The sequence below is a fragment of the Lentimicrobium sp. L6 genome (assembly GCF_013166655.1).
Lineage (GTDB): Bacteria > Bacteroidota > Bacteroidia > Bacteroidales > UBA12170 > UBA12170.
Window position 1 is genome coordinate 14,286 of sequence record NZ_JABKCA010000004.1, and the last position, 18,835, is coordinate 33,120.

Here is an 18,835-nt window from a genome sequence, read left to right on the forward strand (position 1 = left end):
TATGGAAATTAAATGTGTCCTCGATGCCTTTGCCTAATCCCCTATGTATCGATGTCATTTCGACGACTACTGGGAGGAGAAATCTAAAAAAAAATTCCCGATTTTTTTAATGAGTTTACCTACTGACCTCTATGAATGTTTTTAATCATCTAGCGTTTTTAAAGTTTCTTGTAAAGCCAATAAAACGCTAAGTTTATGATAGAATAACTTTTCTAATAATTTTGTCTCAAATTGTTCTGCTAATCCATATTCTAAAATACTACTTTCAAAATAGGGGAGGCTTGCAACAAGGTTTTGCTTTTTAGTGATGTTAAAAAAGCAATTCATTAATTCTAGAGCTTCTATTTCATGAATTTGATGATTGTTTCCATAGAATTTTTGGTGTAATTCATGAATATCTATGATTTTGGGCTTGTTGGAATTGTTAAGAGTAAATTTCAGTATTTTAAACAGAGTGATATCGGGAAATAGTTTATTAGCCTTTTTTATAATATCTATCTGCTGCTTGGGATTATCAGTTACAGTTAAAAAGAAATAATAATGTAAAATAGGAATATTGGGGTTTTGGTCTAGTAGAATCCTGACTTTGTCTTCTTCGAAATCATGTTGATTGCTCAGCTTTTTTAAATCATCATCTATTGAGGAGGTTTGTGAAAAAACGGATTGTTGATTATTGTACTCTGTATATAATTCTTTAGGCCCCTCTTTTAAGATTTCATTTTGGTCAAAATAATCATCTAATTGAAAATACCAATCTTCATCTATATAGCTGTGTTCTTCTAATTTACCTAAAATGTAGTTAGTGAGTAAGGTGGCATTGCTTTGTTCTTCAAGGTCTTTTGATTGGAATAACTGAAGGGTATTGTCTACTAAACTTTCTAAGTCTGATTTTCTAACTGTATTTTGCAAAGTTGGTGGGAGGTGATAAAAGAATTCATTTTCTTCAGTGTATTCATCATCTTCATCAATATCATTATTGAAATAACCAGTACCATCTATAAATTCAAAATTACCTGGCCCCACAGCCTTCTCTAATTGCTTTAAGGTTTGTTGAATCAATTGCTCGCTATCGCTGTCGCTACTCATAAAAGTAGGTTTCCCGTTGAGTCCGCATTCAATGTCAATCAGTTCAATATTTTCATCATCCTCTTCAAGGAAATGTTCGGTTACAGCTTCAAAATCTTTATGAGGTTTGAAGCCTAATTCCTCGGCATATTCCAAAGCTGCATATATTATATTGTGAGCAGTAGGATAATCAATTTCAATAAGGAAATCTTCATCGCTTTGTGATTTAACAAAATTCAGAAACTCTTCTTCATAAATATTAAATTGATAGTGCGTATCTTTTATCCCAAGGCTATATAAATCTACCAAATAATGACAGATGGTAATATTTTGATTGCTATGTTTCCTAGAGATCATAAGGTTAGCTTTGCCGCCACTTTTCCAACTCTTATTAATCCAACACTTATGGAGTGGAAGGTTTTTAGATTTTTTTACTATATAGTTTCCAGGTTTTAGTAAAGGGATAACCTTAGTCTTTTTCTTCTTTGCCATGATTTTTTATTATGAAGCTAAAGTATTTAATTTTTATATTGAAAAATCATTAAGCACAAAAAAGCCAATACCTATTTCAAAGTATTGGCTTCATTTTATTTATAATGGTTTTAATTATTGTTAATCAATAGCATCCTAATAATCACAAAAGACTCCTCGCCTCTGCAAATCTATCTGGCTACACAGCTAGACAGAGTCAGACGGGCTACGAATCGGAGTGACAAGTGTTGTGGTGAGGAAACTGGAAGAATGGGTTTGATTTTGCCATTGAAAAAATCAAATCTATTCTTCCTGAATGTCATATGCTAATATATTGTCATTCAGAACGAAATGCAATGAAGTGAAGAATCTTTTTATTCTATGAAACTAATTGGGGACGCAATTAATTGTTGTTATAAAATCTGATATTATTAAAACCTGAAATTATTGATTAATATCAAATACTTTAGAATCAACTGGTGATTCATACCAATTAGTATTTTGAGTTCCACCGGATTGTGCCCAAGGTAAAAATTGTGGGTATGCTTCAGAAATCTCTATGTATTCTATAGGGCTACTATAATCACCTTCCATAATAATTTCAATGCCCCAAGGGATACCATTTGCAGTTTGGTAATTTCCATTATCATCAGAAGTATTAAATAGAGTAGGGTCAGCTACAGCAGTTCCAGGAAATATACTTCTATGAATTTCGTGAGAACGATCGTTAGATCGGAAGATATATAGTTCAGGGGTGAAATCAGCTACTCCATTATTAAAAGTCACAGTAAAGGAAAGGGTGTCTGGATTTTGGTTTGTTGGGCCCACACCATTATTCTGATAATATTCTTCAATGGAACTATATACATCATTGCTTAAAATTAGACCATTAGTATTGTCTGGGTCAAGGCTAACATCACCCGAAACAGAAGCAATAATTTCATTTGGGAAAGTATTTCCTTCTTCATCATAGAGCATCATTCCAATTCCATTATGAATACCAGCTCCTATGGCATCAATGCTTACTTTGAAGTCAGCAAAAAGAATGTCAAAGGTTTCCCCTTTGCTAATGGTGATTTGGTTAGACAAGGTTAAATCGTTAAAATCAAAATCCCCAAGGCTAGGCCATAAATCTTCGAAAGCTATTATTTGTTTTCCTGAAGTAGGGAAATAGGATACATAAGCTACATCAGGGTTACCTGGATCATCATCTTCACTATCAGGAATACCGTCGCCATCAAAATCACATTCTATTTCAAAATTATCGAGGAAATTACCAACGGAATTAGAACCAGCAGAAGATACCGAACTAAATACAAAGAAAGTAGTTTCTTGTCCTTCAGGAACAGTATAGGTTCCCATGTAGTGTCCCCAAGCATCAGTTCCGTCGGTCATTACTTCTAAAGTTACAGCAGACTCTACAGAACCACCAATTTTGACCTCAGCTACATCAACACCTGCACGGCCCCTATGCCAAACAGACCAAACTATAGATGAACCTGGGTTAAGGCAAAGCTCTTGGTATAAATCTGCAACACGATTGGCATTAAGCTCGAAAAACTGATTGCCTTCTTGTGCTGGAACACCCTGAAAACCATTTGTCCAAATTTCTATTCTATGATCCACAGCATTGGTTTCCCAGCCAGGAACATCATCTTGATGTTTTATAGAATATCCACCATTTAAAGCTGGGGCTTCTGCTCCAGCATTTTCCATTGGGTTGTCGCAAGTAGTACAATTCTCTATATCCTCATTTATTGCTGTTGAAGATTTAAAAGAATTAGTTGGGCCTAAGTCCAAAACCATGTCTTTAATTTCTGTTATCTCGAATTGTTCACCAGTTACTGGGAATTGAACATAGTATGTTGAATTTTGAGGAAGTTCAATATTAAAACTGACTTCTCCATTAAGAATTCTATTTCTTTTAATGATTTGTCCCTGTTCATCAATAATATTAATAATCTCAAATTCAGTGGAAACATTATGAGGATTGTTGAAGCTAAGATTGAGTTGGCCTGTTAATCCAGATTGCCAAGTGAAATTATCAGCCACTACTAATTGAGTAAGAGAGGTGATTGGAGTTTCTTCGTTTGCAGTTTTATCTAATTCCTTTGTACAAGAAAAAAGAGATGCAAATACCAAAAGACTCAGCGCTATTTTATATATTTTCATAATCTTCAATATTTAATTCAATATACAAAAATAAGTAAATTACTGAGTGTAAAAATCTCTAATAAGTAAATGCTTTCCCTGAATTCGTAAACGTTAAATAAATATCTGAGAGTTTACTATTCTAAGTTTCTATTTGCGGAATCTCTATTCGTTTCCCACTTATTCATTAATCAGGTTTGGATTTCAGTCATTAAATATCCCCATCTAATATTCCTAAAATCTCTTACCACGTAAATCTCCATTATACTTAATGTCTTCAGGTTGCGCATCTGGATCGTTAAGCCAATCTGGAATTTTTCCACCTTTCTCCAATTTCTCTCTTTCCTTGTCCAGCTCATCTTCTGAATAGGCATACATCATATCTGCTGAGATGACATGTGGTATTTTTTGGAGTTGATTTAGTTTAGCAATCTCCTCTGAAACGTCTTCGCCTTCTATGGTTACCACAATTTTTCCCTTTTCGTCATGCATATGATAATCGCCAAATTCAGATTCTTTAATGGCATTGATGACTTCTTCGGTATATTCCGGTCTTACTTGTACTAATATTCCACTTATATTCATTTTATTTCTAGTTAAAAGTTTATAGTTTGTTTGTAAGGAGCATTGAACATCATACATAAAACATTCTTTTATATTTTTATCTCCACTTCCAAACCATTATTTCAGGGTCTTCGCTTGAGGAGATAATGTAATTTTCTTCTACGAATTTAATTTGTGTGAGTGTGCTTTTTTGCCCTTTGAGTATAATTTTTTCTGATTTTGTGGAGATGCTAAAAACTTTAATATCGTTTTCTTCTCCATCGGCAAAGGCGCCCCATTTCCCATCTCGGCTCATTCCTACACTATAAACTAGGAAAGATGATTCTAAATAATAGGAGGAAAGATTGCTATATACACAAATTCGTCTGTCTTGGCCCGCTCCAATTACTTTTCCTGCAAAGAAGGCCAATTGATAGATGTTGTCTACATTTTGACCAGAATATTCTTTGATAGATTCCCCTGTTTGGGTATTTAGAATATGAATGATTCCGCTTTCATCGGTTGCTGCTAATTTGCTTTTGTCTTCATTGATGCAGAAATCGGAAAACACAGAAGTACCGATATGCTTTTTATATTCCCACGTTTTATTTTCAATATTATAAACCATAATTTCATTTCCTAAAGTGGCTATAATAATCTGATTTTCATTCAAAAAATAAGCCTTCTTTATCATCATCTTATCTTTTTCAGCATCTAATAGTTTTTCTAATTTATTATTGATGATGAGGTGAAGATTTCTAAAGCCATGTACTCCTTGACTTACTCCAATGAGTTTACTTTTACCTTCAATTTTGTCAATGGAATATACTTTTGGGGGCATCTCATCACCCATAAAATCTTTTATGTTTTCAAATTCAATAGAGAAATCTAGTTTTTTAGATTTCCAATTAAAACATTCAATACTTCCTTTATCATTAGCGGCGTATAGCTTATCGCCTTCAAGAATAATGGAGGTAACCGCACCTTTTGCTTTAATACTATATAATGGGCTTTGTGCAAAGCTGGACAAGTTAGAGATAAGTAAGAAGATTAGATATAGGAATGTTTTCATCTATTTATCAATTTATACTAAGGTAGCATATTCCTTAAAAAGTTTGAGAGTTTTCTGGTATTTATAATCAGAAACTCCCAAACCTTAAATTCAAAATCAAATAGTTTATTTAACTCCTTCGCCAATGTTTTCAGAAAGATTTGTTTTCTTGGAATCTCCTTCAGCACGGAAAATTGGATTAAAATTATTGTCGATAAAAACAGTAGGTTTTACCTGTGGAACATGACATTGGGTACAATTATAACGAGCGAGGTTATAATTGGCACCCATATCTTTACTAACTACTTCACCTTCTTTGGCATCTACTTTATATAAGCCAGCTTCTTCAATAAGCTCTGGTCTATAGTCCGTAAAATGTGATTGAGGCATTGCTGTTGCTTTTAAAGCAGCTGCTACCGCAGGTAAGTGACAAGCCAAACAAGTATTTGCTCCCGCTTTAATGGGCACAAAGCCCACCATGGTATGAGGAATCAAAGGTGGAGCATTCTCAAAAGAACGTTCCCAGTTCCCTACCGTTCCTGCAGCCCCAGCTGAATAGTCAAACTTAGGGATTTCTACTGTGCTTTCATCAAACAAATCAGTATGGCCATAGCCAAGTTCAGCATCGTTAATTAGTTCAGCATTTTCTAATTTTACAACAGCAACTTCAGTCTTTGGAGCTACTTTCGCGGCTTCAGTTTCCACTGTTGCTTTTTTGCTGGAACACGACCAAAGGAAAGTGCCCATCAAAATTGTTAATATGATAATTTTAGTTTTCATTATTTTTCCTCCTGTATCTTTTCTTTTTTAATAAATTTCAAAGCATAATCATTACAAACTTCAATACATCTTCCGCAGTTGGTACATTCAGAATTAGAAATAGCTCCGCTTTCTTTACCAATAATTCTTAGTACTTGAGGTTCAGGACAGGCTTTTATACAATCCAAACAATCGGTACAATTCTCAACCGTATGTTGCACTTTAATCCAGTGAAACTTTCCAGTGAAAGAATAGAATGCACCTATTGGACAAACATGCCCGCACCATCCATTTTTCAATACTAATAAATCGAATAAGAAAATGACAGCAATAGCTGCCCAGCCAAATCCCATTCCAAAAATAATTCCTCTATGTAACATGGCAACAGGGCTAACGAATTCAAATGCCGCTACTCCAGAAATAAGTGATAAAACAAGTCCTAAAATAAGAACCCAATATCTGATATTTCTTTTGATAGGTGTATTAAATTGAATTTCGTTTAAACGCCATTTTTTACGTAACCATAATGCGGTATCCGTAACCATATTCATAGGACAAATCCAACTACAAAATGCTCTTCCGGCAAATAGTGCATAGAAAAGGAGTATGATAAGTCCACCAATCAATGCATCGGTTCCCACAATAAATCCTGCAAATAGCATCTGAATGATGGCATGTGGATCTGTTAAATGGAATACATCGAAAACACGAGCTGAACTTAAATCTCCAACCAATACATTCCAGGCAAAAAGGTTCGCTCCAACAAAAAGGAAGAGAATTCCCACCTGACTGATTCGCCTTAGGATTAAAAAACGGTTATTAAATATTACATTAGTCATCTATCAAATCCTCCCAATCATTTAAATAATCTTCATCATTGGTTCTACCTTTGATAGTAGATTCATCTTTATCTGTTCTTAAACGGACTTCGTCGTTTTTCTCCCAACCTTTAATATAAAAATTCCCAGCTTTTCCTTCAGCCACCTCACGAGGTAACACAAAGATTGCTGCCTTTTCGGTAACACATGCATGTTCGCATTTGCCACATCCGGTGCATATATCTGGGTTTATTCTAGGTTTTAGGAAGGCATGTTTTCCTGTTCTTTCATTTCTTTCAAAATCTAAACTAATGGCCTCATTAATGAGAGGACAAGCACGATAGCAAGCATCGCATTGTATTCCCCAAAAGGCAATACACGATTTTTCATCTATCATAGCTACTCCCACATCCATTTTATTCACATCCATATTTTGCGGAATTGTTGTTTCTCCTTCAGGAATGAGTTTTTGAATATCAAGAGCATTAGTTGGGCAAACAGGAACGCAAGGGACATCAACGCACATGTGACATGGTACCAAACGAGGATCGAAATATGGAGTTCCCACGGGAATTTCTTCCTGAGGTTGTGCCAATCTCAATGTCTCATAAGGGCAAGCCTGAACGCAAGCACCACATTTGATGCATGCTCTTAGAAAGTCGTCTTCTTTCATAGCAGCAGGTGGTCTGAGAACTAATTTGGAGGCTTTGGCCTTATTCAGGTAGGCTCCCCAAACCAATCCACCGAGACTCAAAATTCCCGCGCCTTGAAAAACTTTCAAGATGGCTTCTCGTCGACTTGTATTTTTAGTTTGCTTTTGCATGATATGCTAATTATGCCTTATAAATTTTGACAGCTGCCTTTTTAAAGTCAGTTTGCTTAGAAATAGGGCAGGTTGCATCTAAACATACCTTATTAATAAACACTTTCTCGTCAAACCAAGGCACATAAATTAAACCAACAGGAGGTCTGTTTCTACCTCTAGTGTCGATATGAGCTTTTACTTTTCCCCTTCTGGATTCTACCCAAACCAAATCGCCTTGTTGTAGGCCTTTTTTCTCAGCATCCTCTGGATGTAAATAACATAAGGCTTCGGGAACAGCACGGTATAATTCAGGAACTCTCATGGTCATGGTTCCACTATGCCAATGTTCTAATACACGGCCAGTGCATAACCATAATGGATATTCTTTATCAGGCATTTCTGGAGGATCCATATAAGGTCTAAAGAAGATTTTTGCTTTATTCGTCAGGTCATAATTATCTTTGTCAGCTTGAACACCAGTTAAATCACCTTGAGGAAGATTTTTGAAAGCAGCACCGTAGAATGCAAATTCTCCAGTATCGGCTTTACGAGCATAAGGATCGTATTTAGCATTAAAACGCCATTGAGTTTCTTTACCATCCACCACTGGCCATTTTAGTCCACGTACTTTATGATAGGTGTCGAAATCAGCATAATCGTGAGCTTTTCCTTCACCAAATTTACGATACTCTTCCCAAAGATATTTCTGAATAAAGAAACCATAACCTTCCCAAGGCTTGTCGTCACTACCAATAATTTCTCTTTTGTCTCCTTCTACTTCAGTATTTGAGAAACCATCACCAATTGGATCTGGCCAGCTATAGGACTTTGCTTCTTCGTTGGCATAAAGCAATTCGTATAGGGTTGTTTTTTTATTATAACCCATGGCTTCTGCTTCGGCCATAACATCAGGTAGACCAGCTTCTAAACCGGGAATAGGTTGTGTGCCCCAAAGTTCGCCTATGGTAAAACGCTTTGAAAGTTCAACAATTTGCCAAGTATCTGACATGGCACCACCAACTGGAGTTACTTGTTGTTTCCAATGCTGTGTTCTACGTTCTGCATTTCCATAAGCTCCCCACTTTTCGTAGATCATGGCAGTTGGAAGAATTAAATCAGATACTTTTGCAGAAATACCTGGATAACCATCACTACAAACAATGAAATTGTCCATTTGGCGAGCGGCTTTAATCCAGTGATTGGCATTAGCAGTATTTTGCCAAGGATTATTAACTTGTACCCAAGCAAATTTTACATTACCATCCTCTAAATCTCTCATGAGTTTCATGAAGTGTGTTCCTACTTTTGGATTTAATGTATCTTTTGGCAGTTTCCAGATTTTCTCAGAAACAGCTCTGTGTTTTGGGTTGGCGACTACCATATCAGAGGGTAAGCGGTGAGCAAATGTTCCTACTTCACGTGCTGTACCACAGGCCGATGGTTGGCCAGTTAAGCTGAAAGCACCATTCCCAGGTTTGGCTTGTTTTCCCAATAGGAAATGGACCATATAAGCTTGCTCATTCACCCATGTACCACGAGTGTGCTGATTCATTCCCATCGTCCAGAAAGAAACTACTTTTCTTTGTTGATCTACATATAAATCTTTAAGAGCTACTAATTTCTCTTTATAAGCTTCAATATCTTCATTGCTATCACCTTTTGATAATTCAGCAACAAATTCTAAGGTATAAGGGGCAAGAGCTTTTTTAAACTCTTCGAACTCAATCTTCCAATGTTTACCAGCACTTGCGGTATTTTTCATTTCTAAAGTATCGCCCGCTTTATGGCCTAAATATCCAAGCGTAACCCCTTCAGCTTCTGATACTATTTTAGAAGATTCTTTGGCATTGATAACAGATTCTTTTGCATCATATTTAGGATGACCAGCTTTACGCATGCCATATCCTGTATCAACAGGACCAGTAGCAAAAATAATATGTTTATCTATGAATTCTTGATCTACAGATTTCGGGTGATTATATACAATTTCACGAGCCAAGTAGTTCCATAAAGCTAAATCGGTTTGTGGTTTAAACACAATTTCAATATCAGCTAAATCAGAAGTTCTGTTGGTAAAAGTGGTTAGATTAACTACTTTAACTTTGTCTGGTGCACTCAATTTTCTATCGCTCACTCGAGCCCAAAGAATAGGGTGCATTTCTGACATATTAGCTCCCCAGGTTACCACTGTATCGGTAAGTTCGATATCATCATAACATCCTGCAGGCTCATCGATACCAAAAGTTTGGATAAAACCAGCAACGGCAGAAGCCATACAGTGACGAGCATTAGGATCGATATTATTAGATCTGAATCCAGCTTTCATTAATTTAACAGCAGCATATCCTTCTTGTACTGTGTATTGTCCCGAGCCAAAAATTCCTATGCCAGTAGGGCCTTTCTCTTGTAGACTACTTTTGATGTGTTTTTCCATTTCATCAAAGGCTCTCTTCCAACTTACGGGCTTAAATTTACCGTTTTTGTTGAAATTTCCAGTTTCATCTACACGTAATAAAGGTTGTTGTAGGCGGTCTTCACCATACATGATTTTTGCATTAAAGTATCCTTTAATACAATTTAAGCCCCTGTTAACAGGAGCGGCTGGATCTCCTTTTACAGCTACGATTTTATCGTCCTTGGTTGCTACCATAATACCACATCCGGTACCACAGAACCGGCAAACTGATTTGTCCCAGCGCCATCCGCTTTCAGCATCGTTCATAGCAGCTTGAACACCCATTGGGAGTGACATACCTACCGCCGTGGCCACAGATGCTGCAGCAGAGTTTTTTAAAAATTCTCTTCTTGTTGTACTCATATCATTTCTATTGATAAATATTTACATTTCTTAGAGTTGAGGTAATTAGGTACTAAAAGTACTAAAATACCTTATATGACATATCTAGTTAATTATATGTAATCAGGTACCAGAAGTCTTTAAAGTTTTTAAAAGTCAGTATATCAATAGTATATGTTGTTTAAAAAAAGTTAAAAATTTCCTAAAAAAAATGCAGCATCCGATAAGAATGCTGCAAAAACATCAGCTTTCGCTGATTATCAAAATGAAATGAATGAGTATTATGAAATAGCTATAAGCTAAATTTCCTTATTTTAATAGATGATCGAACTTTTTGAGTGCCCACTTGATGAATAAGTATGTTAAATAGATACTTATTGGCCACGTGATAAGCATGATAATTTCTTTAGTATACATTTTCCTTGTTTTTAATAAATGTGATGTTCATTTTCCATTTCTTCTGCATCTATTTTCTTCTTGTTCATCGATTTCCATGCATACCAAATATAAGCAAGAACGAATGGAACTAAAAGTGAAACATAGGACATAGCTACTAAGGTATAGTGACTACTTGAGCTATTATATATGGTTAGTGAACTTTGTATGTCGGTATATGAAGGATAATAGGCCGTGTGATTAAAGCCAGCCATTAAAAATAAAGCAAACACAGTAAGAATAGTTCCTATACCTGCTGGCCATATTCCTTTTGAAGAACATTTGTGTACCAGAAAAGCTCGGGCGATTCCAGCTAAAACCATTAATACTCCAATGATTAATAAGATGAATACCACAGGTATTTGAATCAGGTTATTGAAATATTTATAAGGTTCTAAACTGATCATTCCATTTTCACTAACTGCAAAACCATCTTTCACCAAAATATTGATCAAGAAGAAGAGAAAAAGCACCACGAATGGAATGGCATTTTTTAGTATGTTTTCTCTAGAGCGTCTTAAAATGGAGTCGTCCTCAATGCTATTCATAAAATAGAGGAGGGCTAGCGTTCGGCTGAGGAAGAAGACAGCCAATCCTAGGCTTAAATTAATATAAGTATTATAGTCAGTCAGGGTAAGAGCCAATTCGAGTCCTCTAAAAGGAGAATCCCAGAAACTTTGGTTGAGGTCGTTAATATGGAATGGTGAGCCAGTGAAAAAGGTAGCCACTGCAGTTCCTAAGAAGATAGGCGCTATAAGTCCATTGGCAAATAGAAAACCATTAAATACTTTTTTACCCAAGAAATTATTGGGTTTTGAGCGGTATTCATAGGAAACGGCTTGCACAATGAATGCAAATAAAATAATCATCCAAACCCAATAGGCACCACCAAAACTAGTGGAATAGAATAGGGGGAAGGATGCGAAAAAAGCGCCACCAAAGGTCACTAAAGTGGTAAAAGTAAATTCCCACTTTCTGCCGAGTGTATTAATGAGCATACTTTTTTCTAGTTCCGTTTTCCCGATGCAATTAATAAGTGTTTGTCCGCCTTGTACAAATAGTAAGAATACCAATAAGGCCCCAAGTAATGCGTTGATAGCATACCAATAATGCTGTAATGTGATTAAGTCTAAATTTTCAAACATCCTAATGTCCTCCTTCGTTTGGTCCGATATGAATTTGCTTTAGCATAATTTTTATCTCAGCAATAAGCAGTGCTGTAAATGTGATAAAGAAAAGTGCAAAGGTGATGATGACACTATTGCTGTCAATATTTGAAACAGCAGTCATGGTAGGCATTAAATCTTGTATCACCCAGGGTTGTCTTCCCATTTCTGCAATAATCCATCCGCTTTCTGAAGCCACATAGGCTAATGGCATGGTCCAAACCGCTAGCCATAAAAGCCAGCGCATTTGATGTAATTTTTCTTTGTATAAAAAGAATAGAACTACCATAAAAAGAACTAGAAAATGTCCTCCAAGTACCACCATAATATGGAAACTATAAAAGCTAAAAGGAACACTTGGGATAATATCGTGTGGGTTATCAAAATAGCTATATCCAAAATAAGCAAAGTAATTATTGAGGAAGTCTTCGTCTTCAAATTGTGCTGTTAATTTGCTTATTTGAGCTTCGTTATTGTCTTTTTTGGCTAGTTTAAAGTCGGTGAGTGCTTGACGAGCAATTTTACCTCGTTCCATCTTTTCATAATAAGACATGATGCCTTGTTCCTCATTGCCATGTACCAAATCGTGTATGCCAGCAACAAACGCATCTCCATCTAAGAAAGCCATATAACTTAAGGCACTAGGTATTTCTATTTCGAAGAAGAAATCTTTCTTTTTGGCATTTTCTGGAATGGGATCGTCTTTTAGGATTCCAGCTGCAACCAAAGGAGCATGGTCTGTACCATAATATAGACCTTCCATGGCTGCAAATTTCATGGGTTGTGATTTTGCTATTTCTCTGGCACTTTCATCTCCAGTTCCGATAGTTAACACACTGAAAATAAATCCAAAAATAGCTGCCACAAGAATGCTTTTTTTGGCCAAAGCAGCTTCTCTATTTTTGAGTAGGTACCAAGCTGAAATTCCAAGAACGAATACTGCTGCTAAAATATAGGAAGAGTATATGGTGTGTAAAAATTTATTGATGGCATTAGGATTAAATAATACTTCCCAGAAATTATTCATCTCCATGCGGGCTGTATCTGGGTTAAAGTTCATGCCTATTGGATTTTGCATCCATCCATTAGCGACTAAAATCCAGAGCGCAGATAAGTTGCTTCCTATGGCTGTTAACCAAGTTGCGGTAAGGTGGAATCCTTTACTCACTTTATTCCAACCAAAAAACATAATGGCGATAAAAGTAGATTCCATAAAGAAAGCCATAATTCCTTCAATGGCTAGTGGGGCTCCAAAAATATCTCCAACAAACCAAGAGTAGTTAGACCAATTGGTGCCAAATTCAAATTCTAATATGATACCAGTAGCTACTCCAATGGCAAAGTTAATTCCAAAAAGAGTCATCCAAAATTTGGTGATTTTTTTCCACTCTACGTTCCCCGTTTTTACATAGATGGTCTCCATGATGGCAATGATGAAAGTAATTCCGAGGGTGAGAGGTACAAAAAGCCAGTGATATAGGGCCGTGAGCGCAAACTGAGCTCTGGACCAATCAATTAATGTAAAATCAAATTGTTCCATAAATTATTTATTAGGCGTAGTTAATTGTTCCAAAACATAATCGCTTTTTTGCCGATTGTTTTCAAAGTGTGATCCCAAAAAATCACTAAAGAAAAAAAGTCTGAAGATGGCAAACATGATGAATAGCTTGATGAATATAATGAGCCACAGATTTTTGCCCCAAGTCATGTCTCTATAGCCATCGATATAAAAACTAAAGATATTTTTAATTGTTTTCATAGTGCTTTTTTCTTTGTTGAATGATTAAATATCATTTTGGTATTCTGACACCTTAATATGAGAATTATCTCATATTGAATTTACAAATATAATGAACATAATCTCATATGGAAGATATCACTTCATTTTTTTTCAATTATTTATCGGTTTAATTGATAAGGGAAAATCTATAGTATTTGCTATACGCAAGAAAAACAAAGTCTCAAATTCCATGAAATTTCTATATTTGAACAATGATTCGCATAAATACAGAAATACTTATTTCAAAAGAATACCAAAATTGGCAATCGAAGGTGCCAGAACGGATTGAAGTATTAAACTCTGGTTCAGCTTCTAGTCGTCATTATTTTCGTTTATATTCTGGTGACAAAACAATAATAGCCACCTACAGCACAGATATAAGAGAGAATGAAGCTTTTTTTTATTTGGCTGATTATTTCCGACAAAAAGGAATTCGTATTCCTGAAGTATATTATATTTCGGAGGATCGCTATGTTTATTTACAGCAAGATATTGGGGATTTAAATTTACTCAATTACTTGAAATCTGAAGGGTTAACCACTGGAACTAAGCAATATTATAAGGAGAGCTTGGAAATGCTCATGAAAATGCAATTAGGTGCTCGTGAACTCGACTACTCAAAATGCTATCCTCGCGCTTCTTTTGATGAGCAGTCGATAATTTGGGATCTCAACTATTTTAAGTATTACTTCCTTAAAGTTTCAGGAGTTGAATTTGATGAACAATTATTGGAGGATAATTTTCAGTTTTTGGCTCAAGATTTGGCGATAAATGAATTGGAACCTTATTTTATGTTTAGAGATTTTCAAGCTCGAAATATTCATATACATAAAGGGGAAGTTTGGTTTATCGATTTTCAAGGAGGTAGGAGAGGCCCCATGCTTTATGATCTGGCTAGTCTATTATATCAGGCCTCCGCTAACTTGCCCAATGCCTTTAGAAAGCAATGTTTAGATGACTACTTTATGCTCTGTACACCAGAAATAAGTCAGAATAGGATGGATTTCGATAATAATTTCAAAAAAATCCTTTTAATACGCATTGTTCAAACACTTGGAGCCTATGGATTTAGAGGATTGATAGAAGGAAAGCCCTATTTTAAAAACAGCATTCCCAATGCTCTGGATAACCTGCAAAGACTACTGGTACAGATGGGCGGTGATGATAAAATATCCTATTTTTTAAAGATATTAGCTGATGTTGTGCAAATAAAAAATAATTTTGAAAATTAATTCTAGAAGATGTTAAAGATAAAAGTCAATAGTTTTTCATTTATATATGGAAGTATTCCTACCGACCCCAATAATGGAGGAGGTTTTGTTTTTGATTGTCGTGCTTTACCAAATCCTGGCAGGTACGACGAGTACAAAAGTTTAACAGGAATGGACGAGCCAGTGGTGGATTATCTCCTTAAAGAAAAAGAAGTGCATAGCTTTTTAGAGCAAGTCTATACCCTGGTTGAGCAATCTGTTGACAAGTACCTAGAACGTGGCTTTACTGATTTAATGGTAAACTTTGGTTGTACTGGAGGTCAGCATCGTTCTGTTTTTGGAGCAGAGCAATTGAGCCAACATTTAGCCGATAAATACGATGATGTATTGATTGTAGTTCGTCATTTGGCAAGAGAAGCAGCCGAAAATCAAAAGACGAGCTAGTGGAGGTTACAAGCGATTTATTACAAAAGAAAAAGCGAACGCTTTGGATTAACTTTTTAGTGATATTCGCTACTTGGGTGCCCTTTGTTTTCATTAGTATATTGTCTAACTCGATTACTCTAATAGCCCAAATGCTGATGGGAGGAGCTCAATCCCTATCTGTCTTCCTCAGTTTACGTACCGCTCAAAAATCGGTTAAAAAGCAAGAGGTTTTGATAAAAAAGGAAGTTTTTAATGCCAGAATTATGGTATTTGTATTTTTTGTTTCTTTTATTGTAGTTTCCTTTATTGCCATTAAAAGATTTTTTCACCCTAAAGAATTGGAGTTTTATGCTTCCATGGCTGGAGTCTTTGGAAATACAATTGCTGTTTTTGTAAATTTTTACCAATGGCGCAAAAATTTAAAAATAAGTAAAGAAGCTTTTTCTCCCGTTATGGAAAGTCAATGGACCTTATTCCGTATAAAAACCTTTACTGCTTTAACTGCAGTGATAAGCATTTTGGTTTATTATTTTGTACCTAGTGTTATTATTCATGATTATGTGGATCCAGCCTTCTCTATTGCACTCGCAAGTTTGATACTTTATTCCGCTATTTCTTTGCTTCGTAAAGCTCGATTTGGTGGTGGAAAAGTTAATAATTAGATTTCTTGAAGGTTCACGTTTCTAAAATTAGAATAGCGATAATGTACTGTATATTAGGCTTTTAATGTGTTAAAGGTAATTGATACTGGTGCTTATTGAGAATGGTAGCAATAGGTTCTGATGTTAATTATAGTTGGGAATTGTTAGGTACTGAAAAGAACTTATTTAGCTATTTCTTTTACTTCAAATGATCCTATAAACTTTCTTTTATTAGAAAATTGTTTTTCTTTGATACTAAAAATCTATTGTATTTCGATTTAAAGCATGATATGTAATAAAGGTCCAATTTGGTTAGTCAGTATTAATGGAAAAAGGTTTCATAGCTAAATAATTAACAGGTATAAAGAAAGCCTTTCAAACAAATTAATATTTAAAAGGCTAAGATTATAATAAATTTCTCAAGATCAGTGTTGCAAATTTTTGAGAAAAATGATTGCACAAAAAAAAGGGCAAGCTACTTGCATCGCACTGCTACAACTTCATACCCTTGCTACGTTCCCGTCCTGGGGGAGTTCTGAAGGAGCTAGTCGTACAAGACTTACCCAGCTGCAAAAGTACAAATGTTTTTATATTTTTCGCAAATAAAAACTAACATTTTTTTAATTGTAATCTGATCAGATAGTTGTAGCTAATTTTTCTTAAAATAGAGTCCTCTCTTCAGCTTTTTTATACCTTTGCCAGCACCAAAAAAAACATTTAAATGTCAGAAAAAATCGGTGATCAAATACAGCATGATGGTATTATCACTCTAGTAGAGCCTGATAAACTCTCTGTGAGTATTATTTCAATGGCAACTTGTGCTTCTTGTCAGGTGAAAGGAGCTTGTTCTGCTTCCGATATGAAGGAGAAAATAGTTGAGGTGAAGCCACATACCAACCAAGACTATAAGGTTGGTGATAAAGTGATTATTGCTATTGATCAGAAAGTTGGAACCTGGGCGGTCCTATTTGGATATGTGTTTCCGCTAATTATAGTAGTGGTGGCTTTAATTATTTTTACTAACCTCATTGAAGATGAAGGTCTGGCTGGATTGATTTCTATTGCACTATTAGCTCCCTATTATGCTATTTTGTATTTTACTAGAAAGCGAATGGCGAATAATTTTGAATTTAAACTTTTGAAATAAATGATAGCATTAGAAACACGAATCGCTGCTTTTTCTAAGGTGGGCGCTTTTTTAAGATTATTATTAGATAATAACATGAAGCCACTGAAACTGGAGGAGCTTAAAAAATGGAACGATCAAGTGGGTACCGTCATACAGCTTCAGGATGAGTTATTAGACTATTTTGAGCATGCTCATCATTATAATGGTTGGTTTACTCAAGAGTTTGTGAGGATGGCCTTGCAAGACTGGTCAGAGGCATTAAGAAGAGATAGAATGCAGCGTTGGTTGAAACCCTATCCTTTTAAAAAGGATTACGAGCAAAAAAAAGTAGGGGTAGTCATGGCTGGTAATCTCCCTTTAGTTGGGTTCCATGATTATTTAAGTGTTCTCTTGTCAGGACATCAATTGATAGCCAAATTAAGCTCCGATGATGCCCATTTGCTTCCATTATTAAATCAGATACTTGGAGTGGTTGATCCCGAATTGGCTAGTCAAGCCTACTTTACTAAAGGACAACTTGAAAACTTTGATGCTGTTATTGCGACTGGCTCTAATAATACTGCTCGATATTTTGAATACTATTTTAGTAAGTATCCTCATATCATCAGAAAAAACAGGAATGGAATTGCAGTCCTTGATGGTATGGAAACTGAGCAAGAGCTTTTTGCTTTGTCCAAGGATATTATGAGTTATTTTGGTTTGGGTTGTAGAAGTGTTTCCAAGTTATATGTCCCAATAGGATATGAGCTGCGCTCATTATTTGAGGCTATGGAGTCTTATAAACATTTCGAACATCATAATAAATATTATAATAATTACGAATATAATAAAGCCATATATTTGGTAAATAAGGTTATGCATCGTGATAATGGGTTTCTATTAGTAAAGAAAGACCTTTCACTTGCCTCTCCAATTTCTGTTCTTCATTATGAGGAATATAATTCCTTGTCTGAATTAAAAGAATATCTGGAGCTTAAAAAAGATGAAATTCAATGCATCATTGGACATCAAAATGAGTTTTTTGACTTTGGCCAAGGACAGCATCCAGCGCTTAATGATTATGCAGATGGGGTAGATACTATGGCTTTTTTAGTTGCTTTATAGTTGAAAATACCAATGTTTTCAATAAAAAGAAAAGACTTTGAAATTAATACGTAAAAAAACTTGAAAAATATTTTTATTTTAACTGAAATTATATACTTTTGCACACCGAAAATATTAAGGAGAAAAAAGAAATGAGAAAAGATATCCATCCAAAGGAATACAGATTTGTAGTATTTAAAGATATGTCAAACGGTTATGCATTTTTAACTAAATCTGCTGCCAAAACTAAAGAAACTATTGAGTTCGAAGATGGAAAAGAATATCCATTGATTAAGCTTGATATTTCAAACCAGTCTCACCCATTTTACACTGGTAAGATGAAGTTAGTGGATTCAGCTGGTCGTATCGATAAGTTCAAAAATAAATACAAGAAACACCTTAAGTAATTCTTGTTTTAAGATATTTGATAAAGCCCATTTCTTCGGAGATTGGGCTTTTCATATTTAATGTTTTTTCACAAAATATTCTTTGAAATGCCATAAA

The 18,835-nt window shown here is 35.3% G+C and carries 17 protein-coding genes and 1 other RNA gene; 6 read left to right on the forward strand and 12 right to left on the reverse strand.

The features are described from left to right. Window positions 1–141: 141 nt before the first annotated feature. From HNS38_RS01790 to HNS38_RS01840, 11 genes are all read right to left on the reverse strand, one after another. Window positions 142–1,557, reverse strand: coding sequence for a hypothetical protein (locus tag HNS38_RS01790; protein ID WP_172278407.1), 1,416 nt, complete (start codon window positions 1,555–1,557; stop codon window positions 142–144). A 423-nt stretch (window positions 1,558–1,980) separates the two neighbouring features. Then, complete coding sequence (locus HNS38_RS01795) at window positions 1,981–3,708, reverse strand: LruC domain-containing protein (protein ID WP_172345873.1); 1,728 nt, start codon at window positions 3,706–3,708, stop codon at window positions 1,981–1,983. 213 nt (window positions 3,709–3,921) lie between these two features. After that, a complete protein-coding gene (locus HNS38_RS01800; RefSeq protein ID WP_172278411.1) occupies window positions 3,922–4,272 on the reverse strand; it encodes a chaperone NapD in 351 nt (116 codons plus the stop codon). Window positions 4,273–4,348: 76 nt separating this feature from the next. After that, window positions 4,349–5,302, reverse strand: coding sequence for a WD40 repeat domain-containing protein (locus HNS38_RS01805; RefSeq protein ID WP_172278413.1), 954 nt, complete (start codon window positions 5,300–5,302; stop codon window positions 4,349–4,351). Window positions 5,303–5,407: 105 nt separating this feature from the next. After that, a complete protein-coding gene (locus HNS38_RS01810) occupies window positions 5,408–6,061 on the reverse strand; it encodes a nitrate reductase cytochrome c-type subunit (RefSeq protein WP_172278415.1) in 654 nt (217 codons plus the stop codon). Next, entirely contained in the window at window positions 6,061–6,879 is an 819-nt protein-coding gene (gene napH / locus HNS38_RS01815) for a quinol dehydrogenase ferredoxin subunit NapH (protein ID WP_172278417.1), read from the reverse strand. Before napH ends, HNS38_RS01810 begins: the two co-directional genes overlap by 1 nt. Beyond that, on the reverse strand, window positions 6,872–7,681 hold the full coding sequence (napG, locus tag HNS38_RS01820; protein ID WP_172278419.1) for a ferredoxin-type protein NapG: 810 nt from the start codon (window positions 7,679–7,681) through the stop codon (window positions 6,872–6,874). Before napG ends, napH begins: the two co-directional genes overlap by 8 nt. Before the next feature lie 10 nt (window positions 7,682–7,691). Then, window positions 7,692–10,481: a nitrate reductase catalytic subunit NapA gene (gene napA / locus HNS38_RS01825; RefSeq protein ID WP_172278421.1), complete on the reverse strand. Its 2,790-nt coding sequence runs from the start codon at window positions 10,479–10,481 to the stop codon at window positions 7,692–7,694. A gap of 407 nt (window positions 10,482–10,888) precedes the next feature. Then, entirely contained in the window at window positions 10,889–12,040 is a 1,152-nt protein-coding gene (gene cydB, locus HNS38_RS01830) for a cytochrome d ubiquinol oxidase subunit II (RefSeq protein WP_172278423.1), read from the reverse strand. Window position 12,041: 1 nt separating this feature from the next. After that, window positions 12,042–13,601 (reverse strand): cytochrome ubiquinol oxidase subunit I, encoded by a 1,560-nt coding sequence (locus tag HNS38_RS01835; protein WP_172345874.1) that lies wholly within the window; start codon window positions 13,599–13,601, stop codon window positions 12,042–12,044. A gap of 3 nt (window positions 13,602–13,604) precedes the next feature. Then, complete coding sequence (locus HNS38_RS01840; protein ID WP_172345875.1) at window positions 13,605–13,820, reverse strand: DUF4492 domain-containing protein; 216 nt, start codon at window positions 13,818–13,820, stop codon at window positions 13,605–13,607. A gap of 233 nt (window positions 13,821–14,053) precedes the next feature. On the opposite strand from HNS38_RS01840, the gene HNS38_RS01845 reads away from it, so the two are divergent. From HNS38_RS01845 to HNS38_RS01855, 3 genes are read left to right on the forward strand one after another with little or no spacing between them, the layout of a single operon-like run. Next, window positions 14,054–15,073: an aminoglycoside phosphotransferase family protein gene (locus HNS38_RS01845; RefSeq protein WP_172345876.1), complete on the forward strand. Its 1,020-nt coding sequence runs from the start codon at window positions 14,054–14,056 to the stop codon at window positions 15,071–15,073. Between the two features lie 9 nt (window positions 15,074–15,082). Beyond that, window positions 15,083–15,496 (forward strand): RNase adapter RapZ, encoded by a 414-nt coding sequence (locus tag HNS38_RS01850; RefSeq protein WP_172278431.1) that lies wholly within the window; start codon window positions 15,083–15,085, stop codon window positions 15,494–15,496. Beyond that, window positions 15,496–16,140, forward strand: coding sequence for a cation transporter (locus tag HNS38_RS01855; protein ID WP_172278433.1), 645 nt, complete (start codon window positions 15,496–15,498; stop codon window positions 16,138–16,140). The genes HNS38_RS01850 and HNS38_RS01855 overlap by 1 nt, the downstream gene beginning before the upstream one ends. A 444-nt stretch (window positions 16,141–16,584) precedes the next feature. On the opposite strand, the gene ffs is transcribed toward HNS38_RS01855, so the two are convergent. Beyond that, window positions 16,585–16,684: signal recognition particle sRNA small type (gene ffs / locus HNS38_RS01860), an RNA gene on the reverse strand. A gap of 156 nt (window positions 16,685–16,840) precedes the next feature. Between ffs and HNS38_RS01865 the strand changes: the two genes are divergently transcribed. From HNS38_RS01865 to HNS38_RS01875, 3 genes are all read left to right on the forward strand, one after another. Beyond that, window positions 16,841–17,266: a SoxR reducing system RseC family protein gene (locus tag HNS38_RS01865; RefSeq protein WP_172278435.1), complete on the forward strand. Its 426-nt coding sequence runs from the start codon at window positions 16,841–16,843 to the stop codon at window positions 17,264–17,266. Beyond that, window positions 17,267–18,352, forward strand: coding sequence for an acyl-CoA reductase (locus HNS38_RS01870; RefSeq protein WP_216663611.1), 1,086 nt, complete (start codon window positions 17,267–17,269; stop codon window positions 18,350–18,352). A gap of 131 nt (window positions 18,353–18,483) precedes the next feature. After that, the gene (locus HNS38_RS01875) at window positions 18,484–18,738 is read left to right on the forward strand and encodes a type B 50S ribosomal protein L31 (protein WP_172278437.1); all 255 of its coding nucleotides are present in this window, start codon (window positions 18,484–18,486) and stop codon (window positions 18,736–18,738) included. Window positions 18,739–18,835: the final 97 nt, after the last annotated feature.

Excerpts from the sequence above, each read along its gene's own strand:
- HNS38_RS01790 (WP_172278407.1), bottom strand. The coding sequence starts at position 1,557 with ATGGCAAAGAAGAAAAAGACTAAGGTTATCCCTTTACTAAAACCTGGA.
- HNS38_RS01795 (WP_172345873.1), bottom strand. The coding sequence starts at position 3,708 with ATGAAAATATATAAAATAGCGCTGAGTCTTTTGGTATTTGCATCTCTT.
- HNS38_RS01800 (WP_172278411.1), bottom strand. The coding sequence starts at position 4,272 with ATGAATATAAGTGGAATATTAGTACAAGTAAGACCGGAATATACCGAA.
- HNS38_RS01805 (WP_172278413.1), bottom strand. The coding sequence starts at position 5,302 with ATGAAAACATTCCTATATCTAATCTTCTTACTTATCTCTAACTTGTCC.
- HNS38_RS01810 (WP_172278415.1), bottom strand. The coding sequence starts at position 6,061 with ATGAAAACTAAAATTATCATATTAACAATTTTGATGGGCACTTTCCTT.
- napH (WP_172278417.1), bottom strand. The coding sequence starts at position 6,879 with ATGACTAATGTAATATTTAATAACCGTTTTTTAATCCTAAGGCGAATC.
- napG (WP_172278419.1), bottom strand. The coding sequence starts at position 7,681 with ATGCAAAAGCAAACTAAAAATACAAGTCGACGAGAAGCCATCTTGAAA.
- napA (WP_172278421.1), bottom strand. The coding sequence starts at position 10,481 with ATGAGTACAACAAGAAGAGAATTTTTAAAAAACTCTGCTGCAGCATCT.
- cydB (WP_172278423.1), bottom strand. The coding sequence starts at position 12,040 with ATGTTTGAAAATTTAGACTTAATCACATTACAGCATTATTGGTATGCT.
- HNS38_RS01835 (WP_172345874.1), bottom strand. The coding sequence starts at position 13,601 with ATGGAACAATTTGATTTTACATTAATTGATTGGTCCAGAGCTCAGTTT.
- HNS38_RS01840 (WP_172345875.1), bottom strand. The coding sequence starts at position 13,820 with ATGAAAACAATTAAAAATATCTTTAGTTTTTATATCGATGGCTATAGA.
- HNS38_RS01845 (WP_172345876.1), top strand. The coding sequence starts at position 14,054 with ATGATTCGCATAAATACAGAAATACTTATTTCAAAAGAATACCAAAAT.
- HNS38_RS01850 (WP_172278431.1), top strand. The coding sequence starts at position 15,083 with ATGTTAAAGATAAAAGTCAATAGTTTTTCATTTATATATGGAAGTATT.
- HNS38_RS01865 (WP_172278435.1), top strand. The coding sequence starts at position 16,841 with ATGTCAGAAAAAATCGGTGATCAAATACAGCATGATGGTATTATCACT.
- HNS38_RS01870 (WP_216663611.1), top strand. The coding sequence starts at position 17,267 with ATGATAGCATTAGAAACACGAATCGCTGCTTTTTCTAAGGTGGGCGCT.
- HNS38_RS01875 (WP_172278437.1), top strand. The coding sequence starts at position 18,484 with ATGAGAAAAGATATCCATCCAAAGGAATACAGATTTGTAGTATTTAAA.